This window comes from Streptomyces sp. NRRL S-244 (genome assembly GCF_000717915.1).
Classification (GTDB): Bacteria; Actinomycetota; Actinomycetes; order Streptomycetales; family Streptomycetaceae; genus Streptomyces.
Map to the genome: position 1 here is coordinate 26,607 of NZ_JOCX01000003.1, position 17,872 is coordinate 44,478.

At 72.2% G+C, this 17,872-nt stretch carries 13 protein-coding genes and 1 pseudogene; 11 read left to right on the forward strand and 3 right to left on the reverse strand.

All coding sequences use genetic code 11. From position 1 onward, the window contains the following. The first annotated feature begins 54 nt into the window (after positions 1-54). The 11 genes and pseudogenes from IF02_RS32130 to IF02_RS0104270 all read left to right on the forward strand — a co-directional run bounded on the left by IF02_RS32130 (position 55) and on the right by IF02_RS0104270 (position 13,199). A pseudogene (locus tag IF02_RS32130) lies at positions 55-1,534 on the forward strand (Y4yA family PLP-dependent enzyme). Beyond that, a complete protein-coding gene (locus tag IF02_RS0104225) occupies positions 1,531-2,859 on the forward strand; it encodes a pyridoxal-phosphate dependent enzyme (RefSeq protein WP_030153861.1) in 1,329 nt (442 codons plus the stop codon). Before IF02_RS32130 ends, IF02_RS0104225 begins: the two are co-directional and overlap by 4 nt. A 1-nt stretch (position 2,860) precedes the next feature. Next, positions 2,861-4,051, forward strand: a complete 1,191-nt coding sequence (locus tag IF02_RS0104230) for an aminotransferase class V-fold PLP-dependent enzyme (RefSeq protein WP_030153862.1) — start codon at positions 2,861-2,863, stop codon at positions 4,049-4,051. 55 nt (positions 4,052-4,106) lie between these two features. Beyond that, a complete protein-coding gene (locus IF02_RS0104235; protein ID WP_030153863.1) occupies positions 4,107-4,874 on the forward strand; it encodes a class I SAM-dependent methyltransferase in 768 nt (255 codons plus the stop codon). Positions 4,875-5,020: 146 nt separating this feature from the next. Then, positions 5,021-5,485: a VOC family protein gene (locus IF02_RS0104240; protein ID WP_030153864.1), complete on the forward strand. Its 465-nt coding sequence runs from the start codon at positions 5,021-5,023 to the stop codon at positions 5,483-5,485. A 196-nt stretch (positions 5,486-5,681) separates the two neighbouring features. Beyond that, a complete protein-coding gene (locus tag IF02_RS0104245; RefSeq protein ID WP_030153865.1) occupies positions 5,682-7,358 on the forward strand; it encodes an FAD-dependent oxidoreductase in 1,677 nt (558 codons plus the stop codon). Continuing rightward, positions 7,355-8,815 (forward strand): ATP-binding protein, encoded by a 1,461-nt coding sequence (locus tag IF02_RS0104250; RefSeq protein WP_030153866.1) that lies wholly within the window; start codon positions 7,355-7,357, stop codon positions 8,813-8,815. The genes IF02_RS0104245 and IF02_RS0104250 overlap by 4 nt, the downstream gene beginning before the upstream one ends. Beyond that, positions 8,812-9,168, forward strand: a complete 357-nt coding sequence (locus IF02_RS0104255; protein ID WP_030153867.1) for a UBP-type zinc finger domain-containing protein — start codon at positions 8,812-8,814, stop codon at positions 9,166-9,168. Before IF02_RS0104250 ends, IF02_RS0104255 begins: the two co-directional genes overlap by 4 nt. Positions 9,169-9,620: 452 nt before the next feature. After that, on the forward strand, positions 9,621-10,847 hold the full coding sequence (locus IF02_RS35075; RefSeq protein WP_030153868.1) for a methyltransferase domain-containing protein: 1,227 nt from the start codon (positions 9,621-9,623) through the stop codon (positions 10,845-10,847). Between the two features lie 170 nt (positions 10,848-11,017). Further along, positions 11,018-11,692 (forward strand): pyridoxine/pyridoxamine 5'-phosphate oxidase, encoded by a 675-nt coding sequence (locus IF02_RS0104265; protein WP_051695699.1) that lies wholly within the window; start codon positions 11,018-11,020, stop codon positions 11,690-11,692. Between the two features lie 127 nt (positions 11,693-11,819). After that, the gene (locus tag IF02_RS0104270; protein ID WP_051695704.1) at positions 11,820-13,199 is read left to right on the forward strand and encodes a (2,3-dihydroxybenzoyl)adenylate synthase; all 1,380 of its coding nucleotides are present in this window, start codon (positions 11,820-11,822) and stop codon (positions 13,197-13,199) included. Here IF02_RS0104270 and IF02_RS0104275 read toward each other — a convergent pair. The 3 genes from IF02_RS0104275 to IF02_RS0104285 form a co-directional block, all read right to left on the reverse strand. Then, entirely contained in the window at positions 13,168-14,727 is a 1,560-nt protein-coding gene (locus IF02_RS0104275; protein WP_078621862.1) for an alpha/beta hydrolase, read from the reverse strand. The two genes, IF02_RS0104270 and IF02_RS0104275, sit on opposite strands and share 32 nt — an antisense overlap. Before the next feature lie 331 nt (positions 14,728-15,058). Next, positions 15,059-16,282 (reverse strand): carotenoid oxygenase family protein, encoded by a 1,224-nt coding sequence (locus IF02_RS0104280; RefSeq protein ID WP_030153872.1) that lies wholly within the window; start codon positions 16,280-16,282, stop codon positions 15,059-15,061. A 34-nt stretch (positions 16,283-16,316) separates the two neighbouring features. Beyond that, on the reverse strand, positions 16,317-17,831 hold the full coding sequence (locus IF02_RS0104285) for an MFS transporter (protein WP_051695708.1): 1,515 nt from the start codon (positions 17,829-17,831) through the stop codon (positions 16,317-16,319). Positions 17,832-17,872: the final 41 nt, after the last annotated feature.

The following is a 17,872-nucleotide window of genomic DNA, read 5'->3' on the forward strand; positions in this document are numbered from 1 at the left end:
ACAGGGCCGCGAGGAATATCGTCGTACGATCGGCGCGCGGGAGGAGCAGCTGGGATGGACACCGGCCCCCTGTACCTGGAACCGCGGTTGGCACCGCGGCTCGCCGCGCTGCTCGGCTCCGCCCCGTTCCTGCACATGCTCGTGGACGCCCTCGGCTCGCCCCTCAACGTGCTCGTGCCCGACCAGATGGCGGAGAACGCCGAGGGCTTCCGCTCCGTCTACCGCCGCCACCGGCTCGGCGGGCAGGTCTTCTTCGCCCACAAGGCCAACCGTTCCCGGTCCCTCGTCCGGCGGCTCACCACCGCGGACGCCGCCGTGGACGTGGCGTCCACCGGCGAGCTCCGGCGCGCCCTCGGCGCCGGCTTCACCGCGGACCGCGGCGACCGGCCCCAAGGATCCGGCGTTCCTCTGGCTCGCCGCGCGGTCGGGGGTCACCGTGAACGCCGACGGCCCCGGCGAGTTGGAGGCTCTGGCGGGCCTCGTACGCCGCCACGACCTGCCCCGCCCGAAGGTCTTGGTCCGCCTCTGCGAGTTCGAGACCTCGGGACCCAGGATGCTCTCCCGCAGGAGCCGGTTCGGTACGTCCGTGAAGGCGCTCGGGCCGCTGCTCGACCTGCTCGAGCGCCACCGGGACTCGGTCGATCCGATCGGTGTCGCCTACCACCTCGACACGACGAGCCCGGACGAGAAGGCCATCGCCCTCGAAGGGTGCCTGCGGGCCATGGACGACCTGCGATTACGGGGATTCCAGCCGCGCGTGGTCGACATCGGCGGCGGCTTCGGGGTCAGCTACCTCGCGCACGCCGCCCAGTGGGACCGCTGGACCAGCGAGCTCGCCGCCGCGGTGATGGGCCGGCGCCCGCCCCTCACCTGGGGCGGCCACGGGTACGGCCTGCACGCCGAGGGGGGCGGTACGCTGCGCGGCGCCCTGAGCCTGTACCCCGCCCACCGCCCGGTGGCCGGCCCCGGCTACCTCGACGCGCTCCTGTCGCAGCCCGCCCCCACCCTGGGGCGGGCCCTGGGCACCCTGCTGCTGGAGAGCCTCTGCGACCTGTACACGGAGCCGGGCCGGGCCCTGGCCGACCAGTGCGGGCTGTCCCTGGCCCGGGTGCTGGAGGTGCGGCACCAGGACGCCGGCCCCGCACTCGTACGCCTCGCCATGAACGCGAGCGACGTCGCCCTGGAGGACCACGGGATCCTCATGGACCCCGTACTGGTGTCCCGCGAGGCCGAACCCGCCGGCCCGCGGGGGCCGGTCGGCGTCCACCTCATGGGCAACCTCTGCCTGGAGGCCGACCTGATCACCCGCAGAACGGTGTTCCTGCCACGGCTGCCGCGCCCGGGCGATCTGCTGGGCTTCGCCAACACCGCCGGGTACTGCATGGATTTCATCGCCACCCGCGCCCAACAGCAGCCGGTGGCACGGAAAGTGGCGGTCCGTCAGACAGAAGATTCTTGGCGCTGGTGTCTGGACGAGGAGTACTGGCCCATCGAGGAGTACGGGCCGATCACCGATTCGGGGGGACGGGCATGAGGTTCGACAGCATCACCGAGGCCATCGGCAACACCCCGCTGGTCCGCATCGATCCGGCCGTACACGGTCTGCGCCACATCGATCTCTACGCGAAGCTGGAGATGCTCAACCCCTTCGGCTCGGTCAAGGACCGGGCCGCCTGGAACATGGCCCGGGCCGGCCTGCCCGGTGCCCGGGAGCGCGGCGAGACGATCGTCGAACTGTCCAGCGGCAACACGGCCAAGGCGCTGGCCGTGATCGCGGGCATGCACGGGCTGTCGTTCAAGAGCGTCACCAACCGGATGCGCATCCCGGAGGTCAAGGACCTGCTCCTGCTGCTGGGCGCCGAGATCGAGGAGCTGCCGGGCCGCAGCGAATGCCTGGACCCGACGGACACCGAGGACCCGCTGACCCTCTTCCACCAGAGGCTCAACCAGTCCGGCAGCGCCCACCTGCACACCGACCAGTACTTCAACGCGCTCAACACCGAGGCACACGAGACGGGTACCGGCCCGGAGATCGTCGCGGATCTGGACGGCCGGGCCCCGGACTGGTTCCTCGCCTGCGTCGGCACGGCCGGCTCCTCCACCGGCGTGGCCCGGTCCCTGCGCGCGCACGATCCGGCCGTACGGGTGATCGGACTGGTCGGCGAGAAGTCCGACTTCATCCCCGGCATCCGCAACATCGACGAGGTCCACGAGGTCGGCCTCTTCGACCCGGCCACGTACGACACGATCGAGTCGGTCGGCGCCGACGACGCGATCGACGGCATGCTCACCCTGGTCCGGCGCTGCGGCATCCTCGCCGGCCCGACCGGCGGCGCCGCGTACCACGGCACCGTGCGCCATCTGCGGCCGATCGACGCGGAGTTGGCGGGCGGCCCGGAGCGCAGGACCGCCGTCTTCATCGTCTGCGACCGGGTGGAGAGCTATCTCGGCTACGTCAAACAGCGCCGCCCGGAGCTGCTGGGCCGCCCGCCCGCGCGGAACTCCGTGTCCACGCTGACCGATACCGAGGTACGGGCGGCGCAGGTCATCGAGGTGGCCGACGCACAGAAGTGGATCACGGCGGAGCGGCCGCTGGTGATCGATCTGCGCAGCTCCTTCGCGTACGCCGCGCTGCACATCGACGGATCGGTGAACATCGTGGACGAGCTCTTCGACGAACTGGTGCGGGGCGGACTGCCGTTCGGCAGGCGGCAGCCCGTGCTGTTGGCGTGCCCGGTCGGCGAGCAGTCGGCGCGCTACGCCGCACTGCTGACCCGGATGGGGCATCCCGACGTACGCAGCCTCGCGGGCGGGATCATCGCGTGGCGGGACGCGGGCGCGCCGCTGGTGCGTGACTGACGTGACCGACGCTCTGGAGGAACTGCGTTCCTGGCAGCGCCCGCTGCGCGCCCAGTTCCCGATCATCGTGGCGAACCCGGAGCTGGCGTACCTGGACAGCGCAGCCACCGCGCAGAAGCCGCAGGCCGTACTGGACGCCGTGCAGCGCTACCTCACCACCTCCAACGCCAACGCGGGCCGCGGCTCGTACCCCTGGGCCAACGCGACGACGGCCGCGGTGGAGCGGGCCCGCGACCGGGTCAAGCGGTTCCTGGGCGATCCCGCGCCGGACCGCTCGTCCGTGCACTTCACCAGCGGGGCCTCCGAGGGGCTGCGGACGGTCGCCCGGGACTGGCTGGCGGGCCGGCTCAGCGACGGGGACGAGATCGCCGTCCCGTTCGCCGATCACGAGGCGAATCTGGCGCCGTGGCTGGAGGTACGGGAGCTGCTGGCGCGGCAGGGCGCCAAGATCCGGGTCCGGGAGCTGCCGTACCAGGACAGCTCCGGCGACTACGATCCGGCGGCGCTCGCCGCCTCGGTGGGCCCGCGCACCCGCTTCGTGGCGGCCACGCACGTGCACCACGTGTACGGCGTCGACATGAACGTGCACCGGATACGCCGGGTGGTCGGGCCGGACGTCCCGATCTGCCTCGACGCCGCGCAGAGCGTCGGGCACCTGCCGTTCTCGGTGGCCGAACTCGACGTGGACTTCGTGGTGTTCTCCGGCCACAAGGCCATGGCGCTGCCGGGTACGGGTGCGGTCTGGGCCCGCGGCCGGCGCGGACCGCAGTTCCGGCCGGGCGGCTGGGCCGGCACCCCGAACACCGTCGGCATCGCGAGCCTGGCCGCCGCCCTCGACTGGCTCGACGCGGCCGGTACGGACCGGATCGAGGCGTGGACGGTGGCCCTGGCGGCCCGGCTGACGGACGGGCTGAGCCGGCTGGGCGCGTACGAGGTGCTCGGCTGCCGCTCCAGCCTGGCGGCCGACTCCGCGGTGCAGCGGCGCCGGAGCATCGTGGCGTTCCGCCATCGCGAGATCCCCTCCCGCGACCTCGGGTTCATCCTCTACAGTCACGGCTTCATGGTGCGCTCCGACGGCCACTGCCAGGCGGGCGCCGCGGAATCGGACGGCTCGGTGCGGGTCAGCCTGCACGTCCACAACACGGTGGAGGAGGTGGAGAAGTTGCTCGGCACCCTCGCCAATCTGCAATGATTTTCATGTGGAGTTCAGGGCCGTGAGAACGGCAGAAGCACGAGCGGACAGAACCATGAACGTGGGCAGCGCGGGCACGGTCGCGGCGGCCGGCCGATGGGTGGAACGCTGGGAGCGGCAGCAGCAGCGGTACGCGATCGACCGCGAGGAGCGTTTCACGGTCATCTCCGACGTGGTCGAGCGCGTCACGGCGGGCCACCCGGCTCCCCTGCTCCTCGACCTGGGCTGCGGGCCGGGGTCCCTGGCCGCCCGGCTCGCGGAGCGCATGCCAGCGGCCGAGGTCGTGGGCGTCGACGCCGATCCGCTGCTGCTGGAGCTGGGGCGGGCGCACCACGGGCCGGCCCTGCGCTTCGCCGAGGCCCGCATCGGGGAGCCGGGCTGGCTCGACATCCTCGTGCTGGACCGCCCGGTGGACGCGGCCGTCTCCACGACGGCCCTGCACTACCTCGGCGAGGACACGCTGCGGCGCACGTACGAGGAGCTGGCCGAGCGCATCCGTCCCGGCGGGGTCCTCGTCAACGGCGACCATCTGGACCCGGACTCCCCCAAGGTCCACGAGCTCGCCGTGGACATCGGCCGGCGGCGCGCCGAGCGCCAGCAGGCCCTCGCGCACGAGGACTGGGAGTCGTGGTGGTCGGGTGTGCGGGCCGACCCGGAGCTGACGCCCCTCCTCGCCACCCACGACCGCCGCGCCCACCCGCACTGCGAGGGCAACAAGCTGACCCTCACCGACCACCTCGCACTGTTGCGCGAGGCGGGCTTCGAGCACGTCGGCACGGTCTGGCAGTTCGGCAACAGCCACGTGGTGGTGGCGGTCCGCTGAACCGGCCGAAGACCGGCCGTGGGCCCTTCGGGGCAACCGTCGCGGGGCCGCCGCGCGGCGCCGGAGCGTGTTCCGCGCGATCGGGATATCAGTGGTCGCAGGCGGCGGTCGACGGCGATCGCCACGGTTCGCAAAGGCGGAGCCCGGTGGCCGTCAACCCCATTCCCGAGGGATACCCGCGGGTCACGCCGTACCTCTGCGCCGACGGAGCCGCGGCGGCGATCGACTTCTACGTCTCCGTACTCGGCGCGACGGAGCGGATGAGGATGCCCGCACCCGGCGGCCGGATCGGCCACGCCGAGCTGCAACTGGGGAACTCGGTCATCATGCTCGCCGACGAGTACCCGGACATCGGCTTCCGCTCGCCGAAGGCGATCGGCGGCACGCCGGTCACCCTCCACGTGTACGTGGACGACGTCGACGCCGTCTTCGCCAAGGCCCTCTCCCTCGGCGCCACGGAGCGCTCGCCGGTCAAGAACGAGTTCTACGGCGACCGCACCGGGCAGTTCGAGGACCCCTTCGGCCACCGCTGGAACGTCTCCACGCACGTGGAGGACGTCTCCCCGGAGGAGATGGAAAGGCGTTCCAAGGAGGCCATGCGCTCCGAATGACGCTAGGCACGGCGTGACGCGGCCGGGAGACGGCCGGGACGCGGCCGGGACGCGACCGGGAGCGACCGGGCGGGTACCCGGAGCGCACGGTCGCGGCGTTCCGGAGCGGACCGGGACCATCGAACATACGATGGGCGGGAAACCGGCGCGGGCGGCTCGCCGTGCGGCCCGCCCAGAGCACTCGGGGTGGAGACGTATGGCACAGGCCGCCGATACGGCGCGGACCGTCATCCTGACCGTGGACGACGACCCGGGAGTCTCCCGTGCCATCGCCCGTGACCTGCGGCGCCACTACGGCGCCGATTACCGGATCGTGCGCGCCGAGTCCGGCGAGTCCGCTCTGGAGGCCCTGCACGAGCTGAAGCTGCGGGGCGACCTGGTGGCGGTGATCCTCGCCGACTACCGGATGCCGCAGATGAACGGCATCGAGTTCCTGGAACAGGCCCTGTCGGTGTACCCGGGCGCGCGGCGCGTGCTGCTGACCGCGTACGCCGACACCGACGCGGCCATCGACGCGATCAACGTCGTCGACCTCGACCATTACCTGCTCAAGCCCTGGGACCCGCCGGAGGAGAAGCTCTACCCGGTCGTGGACGACCTGCTCACGGCGTGGCGCTCCAGCGACTACCGGCCGGTACCCGCCACCAAGGTGGTCGGGCACCGCTGGTCGGCGGGCTCCTCGCGCGTACGGGAGTTCCTGGCCCGCAACCAGGTGCCGTACCGCTGGTACTCCTCCGACGAGCCCGAGGGGCAGCGGCTGATGGAGGCCGCCGGGGCGGACGGGCAGCGGCTTCCCCTGGTCGTCACGCCCGACGGCACCGTGCTGATCGAGCCGGAGGCGGCCGAGCTGGCCGCCCACGTGGGGCTCGCGACCACGCCGACCGCCGACTTCTACGACCTCGTCGTCATCGGCGGCGGACCCGCCGGGCTCGGCTCGGCGGTGTACGGGGCCTCCGAGGGGCTCCGTACCGTCCTCGTCGAGCGGTCGGCGACCGGCGGGCAGGCCGGCCAGAGCTCCCGCATCGAGAACTACCTGGGTTTCCCCGACGGCGTCTCGGGCGCGCAGCTCACGGACCGGGCCCGCCGCCAGGCGAGCCGGTTCGGCGCCGAGATCCTCACGGCGCGCGAGGTCACGGGGCTGGAGGTCAACGGCGCGGCCCGCGTCGTCCACTTCTCCGACGGCTCGGCGGTCGCCGCGCACAGCGTGATCCTGGCGACCGGGGTGTCGTACCGGCAGCTCCACGCACCGGGCTGTGACTCCCTGACCGGCTGCGGGGTGTATTACGGCTCCTCGCTCACCGAGGCGGCCGCCTGCCAGGGGCAGGACGTGTACATCGTGGGCGGCGCCAACTCCGCCGGGCAGGCGGCGATGTACCTGGCGCGCGGCGCGAAGTCGGTGACGCTGCTGGTGCGCGGGGAGTCCCTGAAGGCGTCGATGTCGTACTACCTGATCCAGCAGATCGAGGAGACGGCGAACATCACGGTGCGGACCCGGACCGTCGTCGAGGAGGCGCACGGAGACGGGCACCTGGAGCAGCTGACGTTGCGGGACGTGGACGGCGGTGCGACCGAACTCGTCGACTGCCAGTGGATGTTCGTGTTCATCGGCGCGGCCCCGCTGACGGACTGGCTGGACGGTACGGTGCTGCGCGACGACCACGGCTTCATCCTGGCCGGGCCGGACCTCACTCCGGACGGGCGGCCGCCCGCCGAGTGGGAACTGGACCGGCCGCCCTACCACTTGGAGACCAACATTCCCGGCGTGTTCGTGGCGGGGGACGCTCGCGCCCAGTCCGCGAAGCGCGTCGCGTCCGCCGTCGGAGAGGGAGCCATGGCCGTGATGCTCGTCCACCGGTACCTGGAGCAGTCATGAGCGATGACCGGTTCACGCCCTGCAACCCGCAGGAGATCTCCTCGCTGTTCCTGTTCGAGAAGCTTTCCCCGGAGCAGCTCGGGCGGCTGTGCGCCGAGGGGCGGGTGGAGCGGTTCGACGTCGGCCCCGTCTACACCGAGGGCGACCCGGCCACGTGCTTCTACGTGATGATCGAGGGCACCGTCGTACTGTCCCGCCGGGTCGGCGGCGACGACGTCGAGGTGAGCCGGACCTCGCAGCGCGGCGTGTACGCGGGAGCCATGCAGGCGTACTTGGGCGAACAGGTCCCGCAGACGTACACCAACTCGATGCGGGTGACGGAGCCGACGCGGTTCTTCGTACTGCCCGCCGAGTCGTTCGCGGACATCATGCGGGACTGGTTCCCGATGGCCGCGCACCTGCTGGAGGGGCTGTTCTTCGGGTCGAGGAACATGCAGCGGGCCGTCGGCCAGCGCGAACGGCTGCTGGCGCTGGGATCGTTGTCCGCCGGTCTCACCCACGAGCTCAACAACCCGGCCGCGGCGGCCGTACGGGCCACCGCGACGCTGCGGGAACGGGTGGGCAAGATGCGGCACAAGCTGGCCGTCATCGCCCAGGGCCCCTACTCGCGCGAGGCGCTCGCCGAGCTCATCGAGATCCAGGAGCGCACCGCCGAACGCGTCGCCAAGGCGCCGGTGTTGAGCCCCATGGAGGCCGCCGACAGGGAGGACGAACTCACCGACTGGCTCGACGACCACGGCATCCAGGAGGGCTGGCGGATCGCGCCGACCTTCGTACAGGCCGGGCTGGACACGGACTGGCTGGAGCAGGTCGCGGCGACCGTGGCCGAGGACATCCTGCCGGGAGCCATCGGCTGGCTCAACTACACGGTCGAGACCGAGCTGTTGATGGACGAGATCAACGACTCCACCACCCGCATCTCCCACCTCGTGGACGCGGCGAAACAGTATTCACAGCTCGACCGCGCCCCGTACCGGGTCGTCGACGTCCACGAACTCCTCGACAGCACCCTGCTGATGCTGTCCGGCAAGATCGGCCCAGGAGTACGGGTGGTCAAGGACTACGACCGCTCGCTGCCGGAGGTGCCCGCCTACCCCGCGGAGCTCAACCAGGTGTGGACGAACATCATCGACAACGCCGTCTTCGCCATCGGGAGCACGGGTGGCGAGGGCACGCTGACGGTCCGCACGGCACGCGAGGGTGACCGGCTGCTGGTGGAGTTCCGCGACACCGGGCCCGGCATCCCGGCGGAGATCCGCAGCCGCATCTTCGATCCCTTCTTCACCACCAAGCCGGTCGGCGAGGGCACCGGTCTCGGCCTCGACATCTCCTGGCGGATCGTGGTCAACAAGCACCACGGCAGCCTCCAGGTCGAGTCCGCACCGGGCGACACCCGGTTCCAGGTGCTGCTGCCGCTGACCGCCCCCGAATCCGAGACCGCCCAGGAGCCGGCATGACCGAAGACATCAAGGGAATCGACCCGACCGTCCCGCCCGCCGGAACCGGCTGCGCCGACTGCGACGCGGTGGGCGGCTGGTGGTTCCACCTGCGCCGCTGCGCCCAGTGCGGCCACATCGGCTGCTGCGACTCCTCCCCGGCCCAGCACGCCACCGCCCACTGGAAGTCCGCCGGCCATCCGCTCGTGCAGAGCTTCGAGCCGGGCGAGGAGTGGTTCTGGAACTACGACACCGACGCCCTGTACGAGTCCGGGCCCGCGCTGACCCCGCCGTCCGCCCACCCGGCGGACCAGCCGGCCCCCGGCCCGGCCGACCGGGTCCCGCAGGACTGGACGCGGCTGCTGCACGGTTGACGACGCCGTCCGGACACCCGACGGGGCAGACGCGGCGAGAAGAGCGCATTCGACCTCGCAGATGCCATCCATAGTGACAAATTCGCCTCTTGAATGATTGACTGCCCCCATCAGGCCAGCACGGCCTGCTGCCGTGTCCGGATCCCGTCGCCCTGCCAGGCCGACCGTTGGCTGACTGACACGCACACCGGCCCCGTGACGGTCGAGCGGCTCTCGCCGCCATGGGGAGCACCGGCGAATGGCCCCTGCATGCCGATCAGCGGTGTTCGGCAGGCAGGGGCTTTGTGCGTCCCGGCCTCCACCCGACACCCCTCGCCCCTCCTCCCTCCCGTCTCCCGTCTCACGGATGAAGCGCATCTGGCATATGCACCCCGGATGAGGGCATGCTTGCGCGGATGCGGCCTGAAACGGCTGCTCCGGCTTGAATATGAGGACCGAGGGAGGACCGGGGGATGACGGTGGTCGTCATGCACGACGCGGGCGGGCAGGCTCCGGCCGCCGTGAGCCGGGTGCTCGCGGGGGCGGGACTGGCCTCCCGTACGGTTCCGCTCGCGGACGGCGCGGGCGCGCCGGCCGACCTCACCGGTGTCGAGGGCCTGATCCTCCTGGGCGGGCCCGGGTCCGCCCAGGAGGATCAGGCCCTCGTACGCGGAGCCCTCGCCGCGGGGGTGCCCGTACTGGCCCTGGGAACCGGTGCGCGGCTGCTGGCACGGGCGGCGGGCGCCGCGGCGGGATCCCCGGCGGGAACCTGCTTCGACACGGCCGCCGACCGCCGGGCGGTGGAACTCACCCCGGCAGCGGACTCGGACCCGCTCTTCGCCGGGGCCGCCCTCCCCTCACCGGGGCTGCGACCGGAACGCGACCCCCTGGAGCTGCCGGCCGGCGCCGTGGTGCTGGCCTTCTGCGACGGGTATCCGGAACAGGCCTTCCGCATCGATGCCGGTGCCTGGGGCATCCGGTTCCTGCCGGCTCCGCCGGCTCTGCCGCAGGACGACGGCGCGGGAGGGACGACGCCGCCCGGACCCGCCCTCGACCCGTGGGCGGAGCGGCTGCTGGGCCGGTTCGCGACACTCGTGGCCGCCCGCGCCGAGCACACCGCCACCCGGACCTTCTTCACCCACCGCGCGGATGCCTGGGAGGAACGGTTCGCCCACCAGACCCCCGCGTACGAGGCCGCGGTCGCCCGGCTGCGACTGGAACCGGGCGGGCGGGCCGTGGACCTCGGATGCGGCACCGGCCGGGCCATGCCCGCGCTGCGGACCCGGGTCGGCCCCCGCGGTCACGTACTCGGCGTCGACGTCACCCCGGCCATGCTGGCGTCCGCCGCCCGGCACGGCCGCACGCGCCACGGGTACCTGATCGCGGCCGACTGCACCCGGCTCCCGCTGGCGGGTGCGTCCGTGCACGGCATCTTCTCGGCGGGGGTGCTCGACCACCTCCGGGACCCGTACGCCGCGCTCCGGGAATGGGCCCGCGTCACCGCGGCCGACGGCGTACTGCTCCTCTTCCACCCCTCGGGCCGGGCGGAGCGAGCCGCCCGGCACGGCCGCGCCCTCGACCCCGGCGATCTCCTCGCCGAGCACAACCTCCGCCCCGCCCTGGAGACGTCGGGCTGGCACCTGGACGAGTACGAGGACGCCGCCGGCCACTTCCTCGCCCGCGCCGTTCCGCGCACCTGACCCCGGAGCCCGCGCCGTTACCCGCCGATATTGTCGCTACCTCCAACATCTCCCCTGCTCACTCGCCGCGAGATTCAGGGCATCAGCCAAGCATTTGCCAGGTGATTGTCGAATATCAGCCGCAGATGCAGGATGGTCCGCAGAGGTTCGACGCGGAGGAGGCGGGTCCGGTGGGCGATGGCGATCACGGCAGAACCGTCAGCGGGTGGTTGCGGGGCATCGAGGTGTTCGCGGGACCGCTCCCGGAGTTCGATCCGGAGCGGGCTCCGGCCGGGCCCGTGCCGCTGTTCCTGTCCTGGCTGTCCGACGCCGTGGCGGACGGTGTGCGCGATCCCCACGCGATGACCTTGTCCACCGTCGACGAGGCCGGTGATCCGGATGCCCGGGTCCTCATCCTCAAGGGGGTGGACGGCTCGGGATGGCAGTTCGCCGGGCACTGCTTCAGCCCCAAGGGGCACCAGCTGGCCGTCCACCCGAGGGCTGCGCTCACCTTCTACTGGCCCGAGCACGGCCGGCAGGTCCGTCTGCGCGGGTCCGTTGCCCCGGGATCCGCCGAGGACAACGCCGCCGACTTCCTCGGCCGGTCGGCCACCGCCCGCGCCGAATCGCTCCTGTCCCGCCAGAGCCAGTACCTGGCGGACCCCGCGGAGCGCGACCACGCCCTGGCGAAGTCCCTGGCCCTGATCGAGCAGGCGCCGTCGCTCGTCGACTCCGCCTGGACGCTGTACACCCTCGCTCCGGCGGAAGTGGAGTTCTGGCAGGCGGCGAAGAACCGCGTCCACACCCGCCTGCGCTACGAACGGACCGCGGACGACGGCTGGGAACGATTCCGGCTCTGGTCGTAACCCCCCGGCCGGCGGCCCTGATTGGACTTTCCGCTGATCGAGTCCGGCCTCCGTGGTGGGGAAGGCGCCTTGCCCATGCGGGCGGTGCGGGATTGGCTTGCCCCAGGAACGGGACAGAAGGAAACGAATGACATCCATGCTCGCCGGCTGCACGCCCTGGCCCGAGGAGTTCGTCGACCGCTACTGGGCGGCCGGGCACTGGCGCGGCAACACCCTGGACAACCTGCTGCGCGGCTGGGCCCAGCAGTACGGACCGCGGACCGCGCTCGTGCACGGCGGCGGCACCCGCATCACGTACGCGGGCCTGAACCGGCGCGTGGACCGCATGGCCGCCGGATTCCGGCTGCGGGGCCTGCGGCCCGGGCAGCGGGTCGTCGTCCAGCTGCCGAACGTGCCCGAGTTCGTCACCACCGTGTTCGCGCTGATGCGCATCGGCGCGGTCCCGGTGCTCTGTCCGGTCTCGCACCACACCGCCGAGGTGGCCCGTATCGTGCGGGTCACGGAGGCCGTCGGCTACGTCGGTCCCTCGACGTACCAGGGCTTCGACCACACGGCGATGGCCGCGGACATCGCGGCCCGAGGGCCCTTCCTGCGACGGGTGTTCACCTTCGAGGCGCCGGGCGAGTCGTCCCCGTACGGCGGCTTCTCGACCGACACGGCAGGCTGCCACTACTTCCCCCTGGGCTCCCTCGACTCCCCGCCCGGGCCGACGCTCGCGCAGAGCGCCGACCAGGTGGCGTTCTTCCTGCTCTCCGGCGCCGCCTCCGAGGTGCCCCGGCTCGTTCCGCGCACGCACAACGACTACGCCTACCAGGCACGGGCCGCCGCCGAGCTGGTGTCCCTCACCGAGAACGACGTGTATCTCGCCGCACTGCCCGCCGAGTCCAACCTCGCGTTCGGCTGTCCCGGCATCGTCGGCACGCTGTCCGTCGGCGGCACGGTCGTCCTCGTCGAGAACCCGGACCCCGCCGAATGCCTTGCGGCCATCGCCCGGGAGGGAGTCACCATCACGTCGGTGACCCCCTCCGCCGCCCGGGACTGGCTGGACGTACTCCCCACGGCCCAGGCCGACTTGAGCAGTCTGCGTCTCGTGCAGGTCGGCGCCGCCGCGCCCCTGCCGCGGGCGACCGCCGAGCGGCTGGGCCCCGAATGGGGCTGCCGCCTCCAGCAGGTCTTCGGCATGGCCGAGGGGCCGCTCACGCTCACCCGGCCCGCCGATCCGGACGAGACGGTGCTCGCCACGCAGGGCCGCCCGCTCTCGCCCGACGATGAGATCCGCATCGTCGACGCCGACGGCAAGGACGTGCCCGACGGGGAGCCAGGCGAACTCCTCACCCGCGGCCCGTACACCCTGCGGGGCTACTACCGGGCTCCCGACCACAACGCACGCTCCTTCACCGCCGACGGCTACTTCCGCACCGGCGCACTCGCCCGGCGCACCCCGGAGGGCAACCTGGTCGTGACCGGCCGCACGCCTACGGGAACGGCGGCGGGTCCTGGCAGGTGACGTCCGCGGCGGGCAGCCGGCCCGTGGCGAGGTACTTGTTGACCGTGCCGTCGGCACAGGAAGCCGGATTGGAGAGGTACACACCGTGCTTCTCGCCGCCCAGCGCCAGCACCATGCGCGAGCCCTTGAGTGCCCGGTGCAGGCCCTGGCCGCTGGCCAGCGGGGTTATCGGGTCCCACTCGTTCTGCACGGTCAGTACGTCGGCCCGGGTCTTCATGGGCGTCACGGGCTCGGCCGGCCGCTGCCAGAAGGCGCACGGCTTGATGTTCGACGCGAAGTCCCCGTACAGCGGGTACTTCGCCTTGTCCCGCACCGCGTCCCGCGCGTACTGATCGGGGTCGCGCGGCCAGGCGTCCGTGTCCCCGCACACGACGGACCAGTAGGCGGGCGTGGCCCCGCCATCGGAACCGGAGGCGGCCGCCGGACCCGCCGCCGCGGTGTTCAGCGCGGCGGCGTTCGGCCCGGAGGTCCGGGAGCCCGCGAGCAGTTGCTTCAGATCCGGCGCGTCGCCGTCCGTCGGCCCATGTCCGGTCTCGGCCAAGGACTTGAGGAACTTGACGACGGCCGAGGCCCCGTACGGGGAGGCGAACAGCGACGGGTCGGCCCTGAGATCGTCACCCGTGACCTTCTGCCCGTCGTGGACGATCGGATCCCGGTCGGCCCGGGCCACCAAGTCCCAGAAGGTGGCGGACACCTCCTCGGGCGTGGTGCCGAGCCCGTACTGCTCCGAGCGCTCCGCAGCCCACCGCGTCCACCGTGCGAAGGCGGGCTCCGCCTCGGTGGCCCACACCTGGATCATGCCGCGCCAGACGCGCTGCGGGTCCACACCGCTGTCCAGCACGAAGCGGTCGGTGCGCTGCGGGAACATCTGGGAGTACACCGCGCCGAGGTAGGTCCCGTACGAGTAGCCCAGGTACGAGATCTTCCGCTCGCCGAGCGCCGCACGGATCACGTCCAGGTCGCGGGCCGTGTTGCGGGTGGTGATGTACGGGATGACGTCGCCCGACTTCTCCCGGCACTTGTCGGCGATGCCCCGCGCCCAGGCCACGTCCGAGGGGAAGGTCTCGGGCCGGTACGCGCCCCCGATGCCCTGCTCCGCCTGGCTCAGCTCGCCACAGGTGATGGGGCTGCTCTTGCCGACCCCGCGCGGGTCGAAGCCGATGAGGTCGTACTGGTCGCGCACGTCCTTGGGCATCTCCGCGTTCAGGACCACCGGCCGGAACAGCCCGGGGACGCCGGGACCGCCCGGGTTGAAGAGCAGGACCCCCCGCCGCTTGCCGGGGTTTTCACTCTTGATCCGGGATATCGCGAGGTCGAGCGTGCGTCCCTCGGGGTGCTGGTAGTCGAGCGGCACCTTGAGGGTCGCGCACTCGTACGCCTCCGGCCGGTCGGGGCTGCAGCGGTGCCAGGCCGGCTTTTGGCGCATGTAGCCGGGGGTCTCGGCGGCGGCCGCCTGGGGAGCCGTCAGCAGGGGCAGGGAGGTGGCCACGAGTCCGACGGTGGCGAGCAGCGGTGCGAGGCGTTTCATGGGAGGCGTGCCGTCCTTCTTCCGGTGAAATCGCTGGTGTGCCCACTGTGTTGCATCGCCCGGCATCGCCGAATCCCCTGGAAGAGCCCTCCCTGATCCCTCTCCCGTACCACGCGATATCCGGGCAGTTGGCCGAAATCCGGCTCCGGAATCCCTCCGTCCGACCCGACGCGCCCCGCGAACACCGCCCGAACCCCCTGTAGTCCTCTCCGCCTCAAGTACGACGTTCGGCGATCCGGACGGAGCCGGGGGTACGGAATCGAGGCGGTGCCGGAGCCGCGGGATGTCCGCGGCTCCGGCAGGTTCCCGCTCCTGGTCGGCCCGTGGCGCCTTACAGGGCGCCGTCGGGGATCCAGGAGCCGTGGAGTCCGGCGCTCACCCGGTGGGGAAGGTGGACGGTGGCGACCCGCTCGAGGCCGGAGGCGTCGAGCACCAGGAGCTGCGAGGCGTCCTGCTTGAGGTCGGAGACGACGGTCAGCAGATAGCCGTCGTCCTCGCACGTGGCATCGGCGGCGGGGACGAACACGGCCTCGCTGGGCATCCGGGCATCGCCCACCCGGTGGATGCGGCGGGCACCGCTGACGCGGTCGTACTTGACGACGCCGTAGCCGCCGAGCCCCTCCTCGTTCGGGAAGGAGATGGCGTACTGGTAGCGGTTCTCGGCGCCCAGGTACGCCTCGTTGAGAGTCGGGAACTCCACCGGCAGGTCGTCGATGATCTGCTCGTCGACGGTGCCGGCGGACATGTCGAGCACCCAGCGGCGGGTGTACGAGCGGCTGACGGGCTCGCTGCCGCGCCCGGGAGCGCCGACCCACCAGTTCCAGGAGAGCCGGAAGCCCTCGCGGTCCACGGTGGGCCCTTCCAGGACGATGCGGCCCTGGCCGTCCTCGAAGGCGTTGGAGACGTGCAGCATGTTGCCCGGTTCGATGGAGAACCAGCGGATGTGCCGGGCGCCGTCCTCGCCGCGGGGCATGACGCCGATGCGGGAGGGCTGCCGGTCGCTCCAGCTGTACGGGATGCCGGAGGCTTCCGTGTGGTCGAAGGTGACGTTGCCCTCGACGAAGACCACGTGACGGCGGGTGAGGGCGAAGTCGTGCTTGAGTGCGGCGGTCGCCCCCGGCACCTCGGCGCTGTGGGTGATCGATCCCTTGGCGTCGGACACGTAGTAGGTAAGGAACGGCGGGAACGGCGAGGACCCGAAGAAGTGGAGCTCCCCGGTCACCGGGTCCTCCTTGGGGTGCGCGGTCATCGCGCTGCGCAGCTTTCCGTCGAAGTCGTAGGCACCGACCGTTTCCAGCTCGGGGGTGAGCTCGAACGGGAGGTTCGCCTCGCACAGCGCCAGCAGGCGTCCGGCGTGTTCGATGACGTGGGTGCCCGCGGCGCTCGCGGTCAGGTCGGGGCCGTGCTCGGTCATGTAGGGGGCGCCGTCGAGGGCGGGGGTGTGCACCCAGCGGTTGCGGTACCACTCGGCGCGGCCGCCGCTCAGGCCGGTGGCGGTGATCTCCTCGGCGACGGGGGTGAAGTGGCCGGTCAGGTAGGGCTTCGCAGTGGTCATGGCTGGACTCTCTTTTCGTGGAGGTGACGTGTGATCAGACAGCGGGTTCGGCAACGGACTTGAGGTGGGCCGGTGTGGTCGGGGTGGTCGGGGTGGTCGGGGTGGTCGGGGTACGTGAACTCGTACGGCGGGTGAGGAACAGTGCGAGGAGGGCCGTGGCGGCCAGGACCGCGGCCGAGACCGTGAAGGCGGTGCGGTAGCCGGCCGTGAGGGCCTCCAGTGGGGGCGTACCGGCGGAGGCGCCGGCGGTGACGGAGCCGGCCAGGGTGGCCAGGGCGGCGAGGCCGATCGCTCCGCCGACCTGCCGGGTGGTGTTGACCAGTCCCCCGGCGAGGCCCGCGTCGGCGCGCGGGACGCCGTCCACGGCGAGGGCGGTGAGCTGGACGAAGGCGATGCTGAGGCCCAGGCCGACCAGGATGCTCGGGCCGAGGACGTCCGTCAGGTAGCTTCCGTCGGCGCTGATCCTCGACAGCCACAGCAGTCCGGCGGCCTCGGTCAGCAGGGCCGCGGTCACGGTCACGGTGGCTCCGATGCGCCGGGAGACACGTGGAGCGAGGGCGGAGCCGAGCATATGGGCGACGGCGAGCGGGAGTTGTCCCGCTCCGGTGGCCAAGGGGCCCGACCCGAGGACCTGTTGCTGGTAGAGCGGCAGGAAGAAGAACAGGGCGAGCCATACGGATCCCAGCAGGGCCATCAGCAGATTGCCCGCAGCGACCCGGCCGGTGGCGAACAGACGTGCCGGAATCAGCGCGTCGGGCCGGCGGACCTCGATCACGGCGAAGGCCGCGAACAGCGCGGCGGCGGCGCCGAGCGCACCCAGCACCCGGGCGTCCGTCCAGCCGGCCCCGCGTGCGGTGGTCAGGCCCCAGACCAGGCCGGTCAGTGCGAGGGTGACGGTGGCGGTGCCCAGCAGGTCGAACCGCCCGGCCTGCCGTCCGGCATCCCGCCCTGCGTCCCGTGGCACGAGTACGGCCACCGCGGCCAGGACCAGCGCCGTTCCGAGCCCGACCGTGTGGAAGATCCAGGGCCAGCCCCATGCCTGGGTGAGCGCGCCGCCCAGCAGGACGCCACCCGCCGCTCCCGCCCCGGAGACCGCGCCCCACACGCCCAGGGCCTTGCCGCGCTCGGGGCCGGACGATGCCCGGTCCATCGCCAGGGCGAGGGCGGCCGGGGCGATCGCGGCGGCCCCGAGACCCTGCACCGCACGCGCCGCGATCAGCACGCCGGCGGAGGTGGCCAGCCCCGCTGCCAGCGAAGCCAGCGCGAACAGGGCGAGCCCGGCCATCAGCACCCGGCGGCGGCCGAGGAGGTCGGCGACCCGCCCGCCCGCCAGGAGCAGCGCCCCGAACGCCAGGCCGTAGGCGTTGACCACCCAGGTGGTTCCGCCGTCCGTGAGCCCGGTGCCGGCCCGGATCTGCGGGAGCGCCACGTTGACGATCGAGGTGGCGAGCATGACGGTGAACTGGGCGGCGGCGAGCGCCGCGAGGACCGCTCCCGGCCCGGGGGTCCGGCGTACTGCCTGGTCCGTCTGCGTGTGTGCAATGTTCATGGCGCACAGACTCGGCGCGGACGGTGTCCACTATCCAGGCC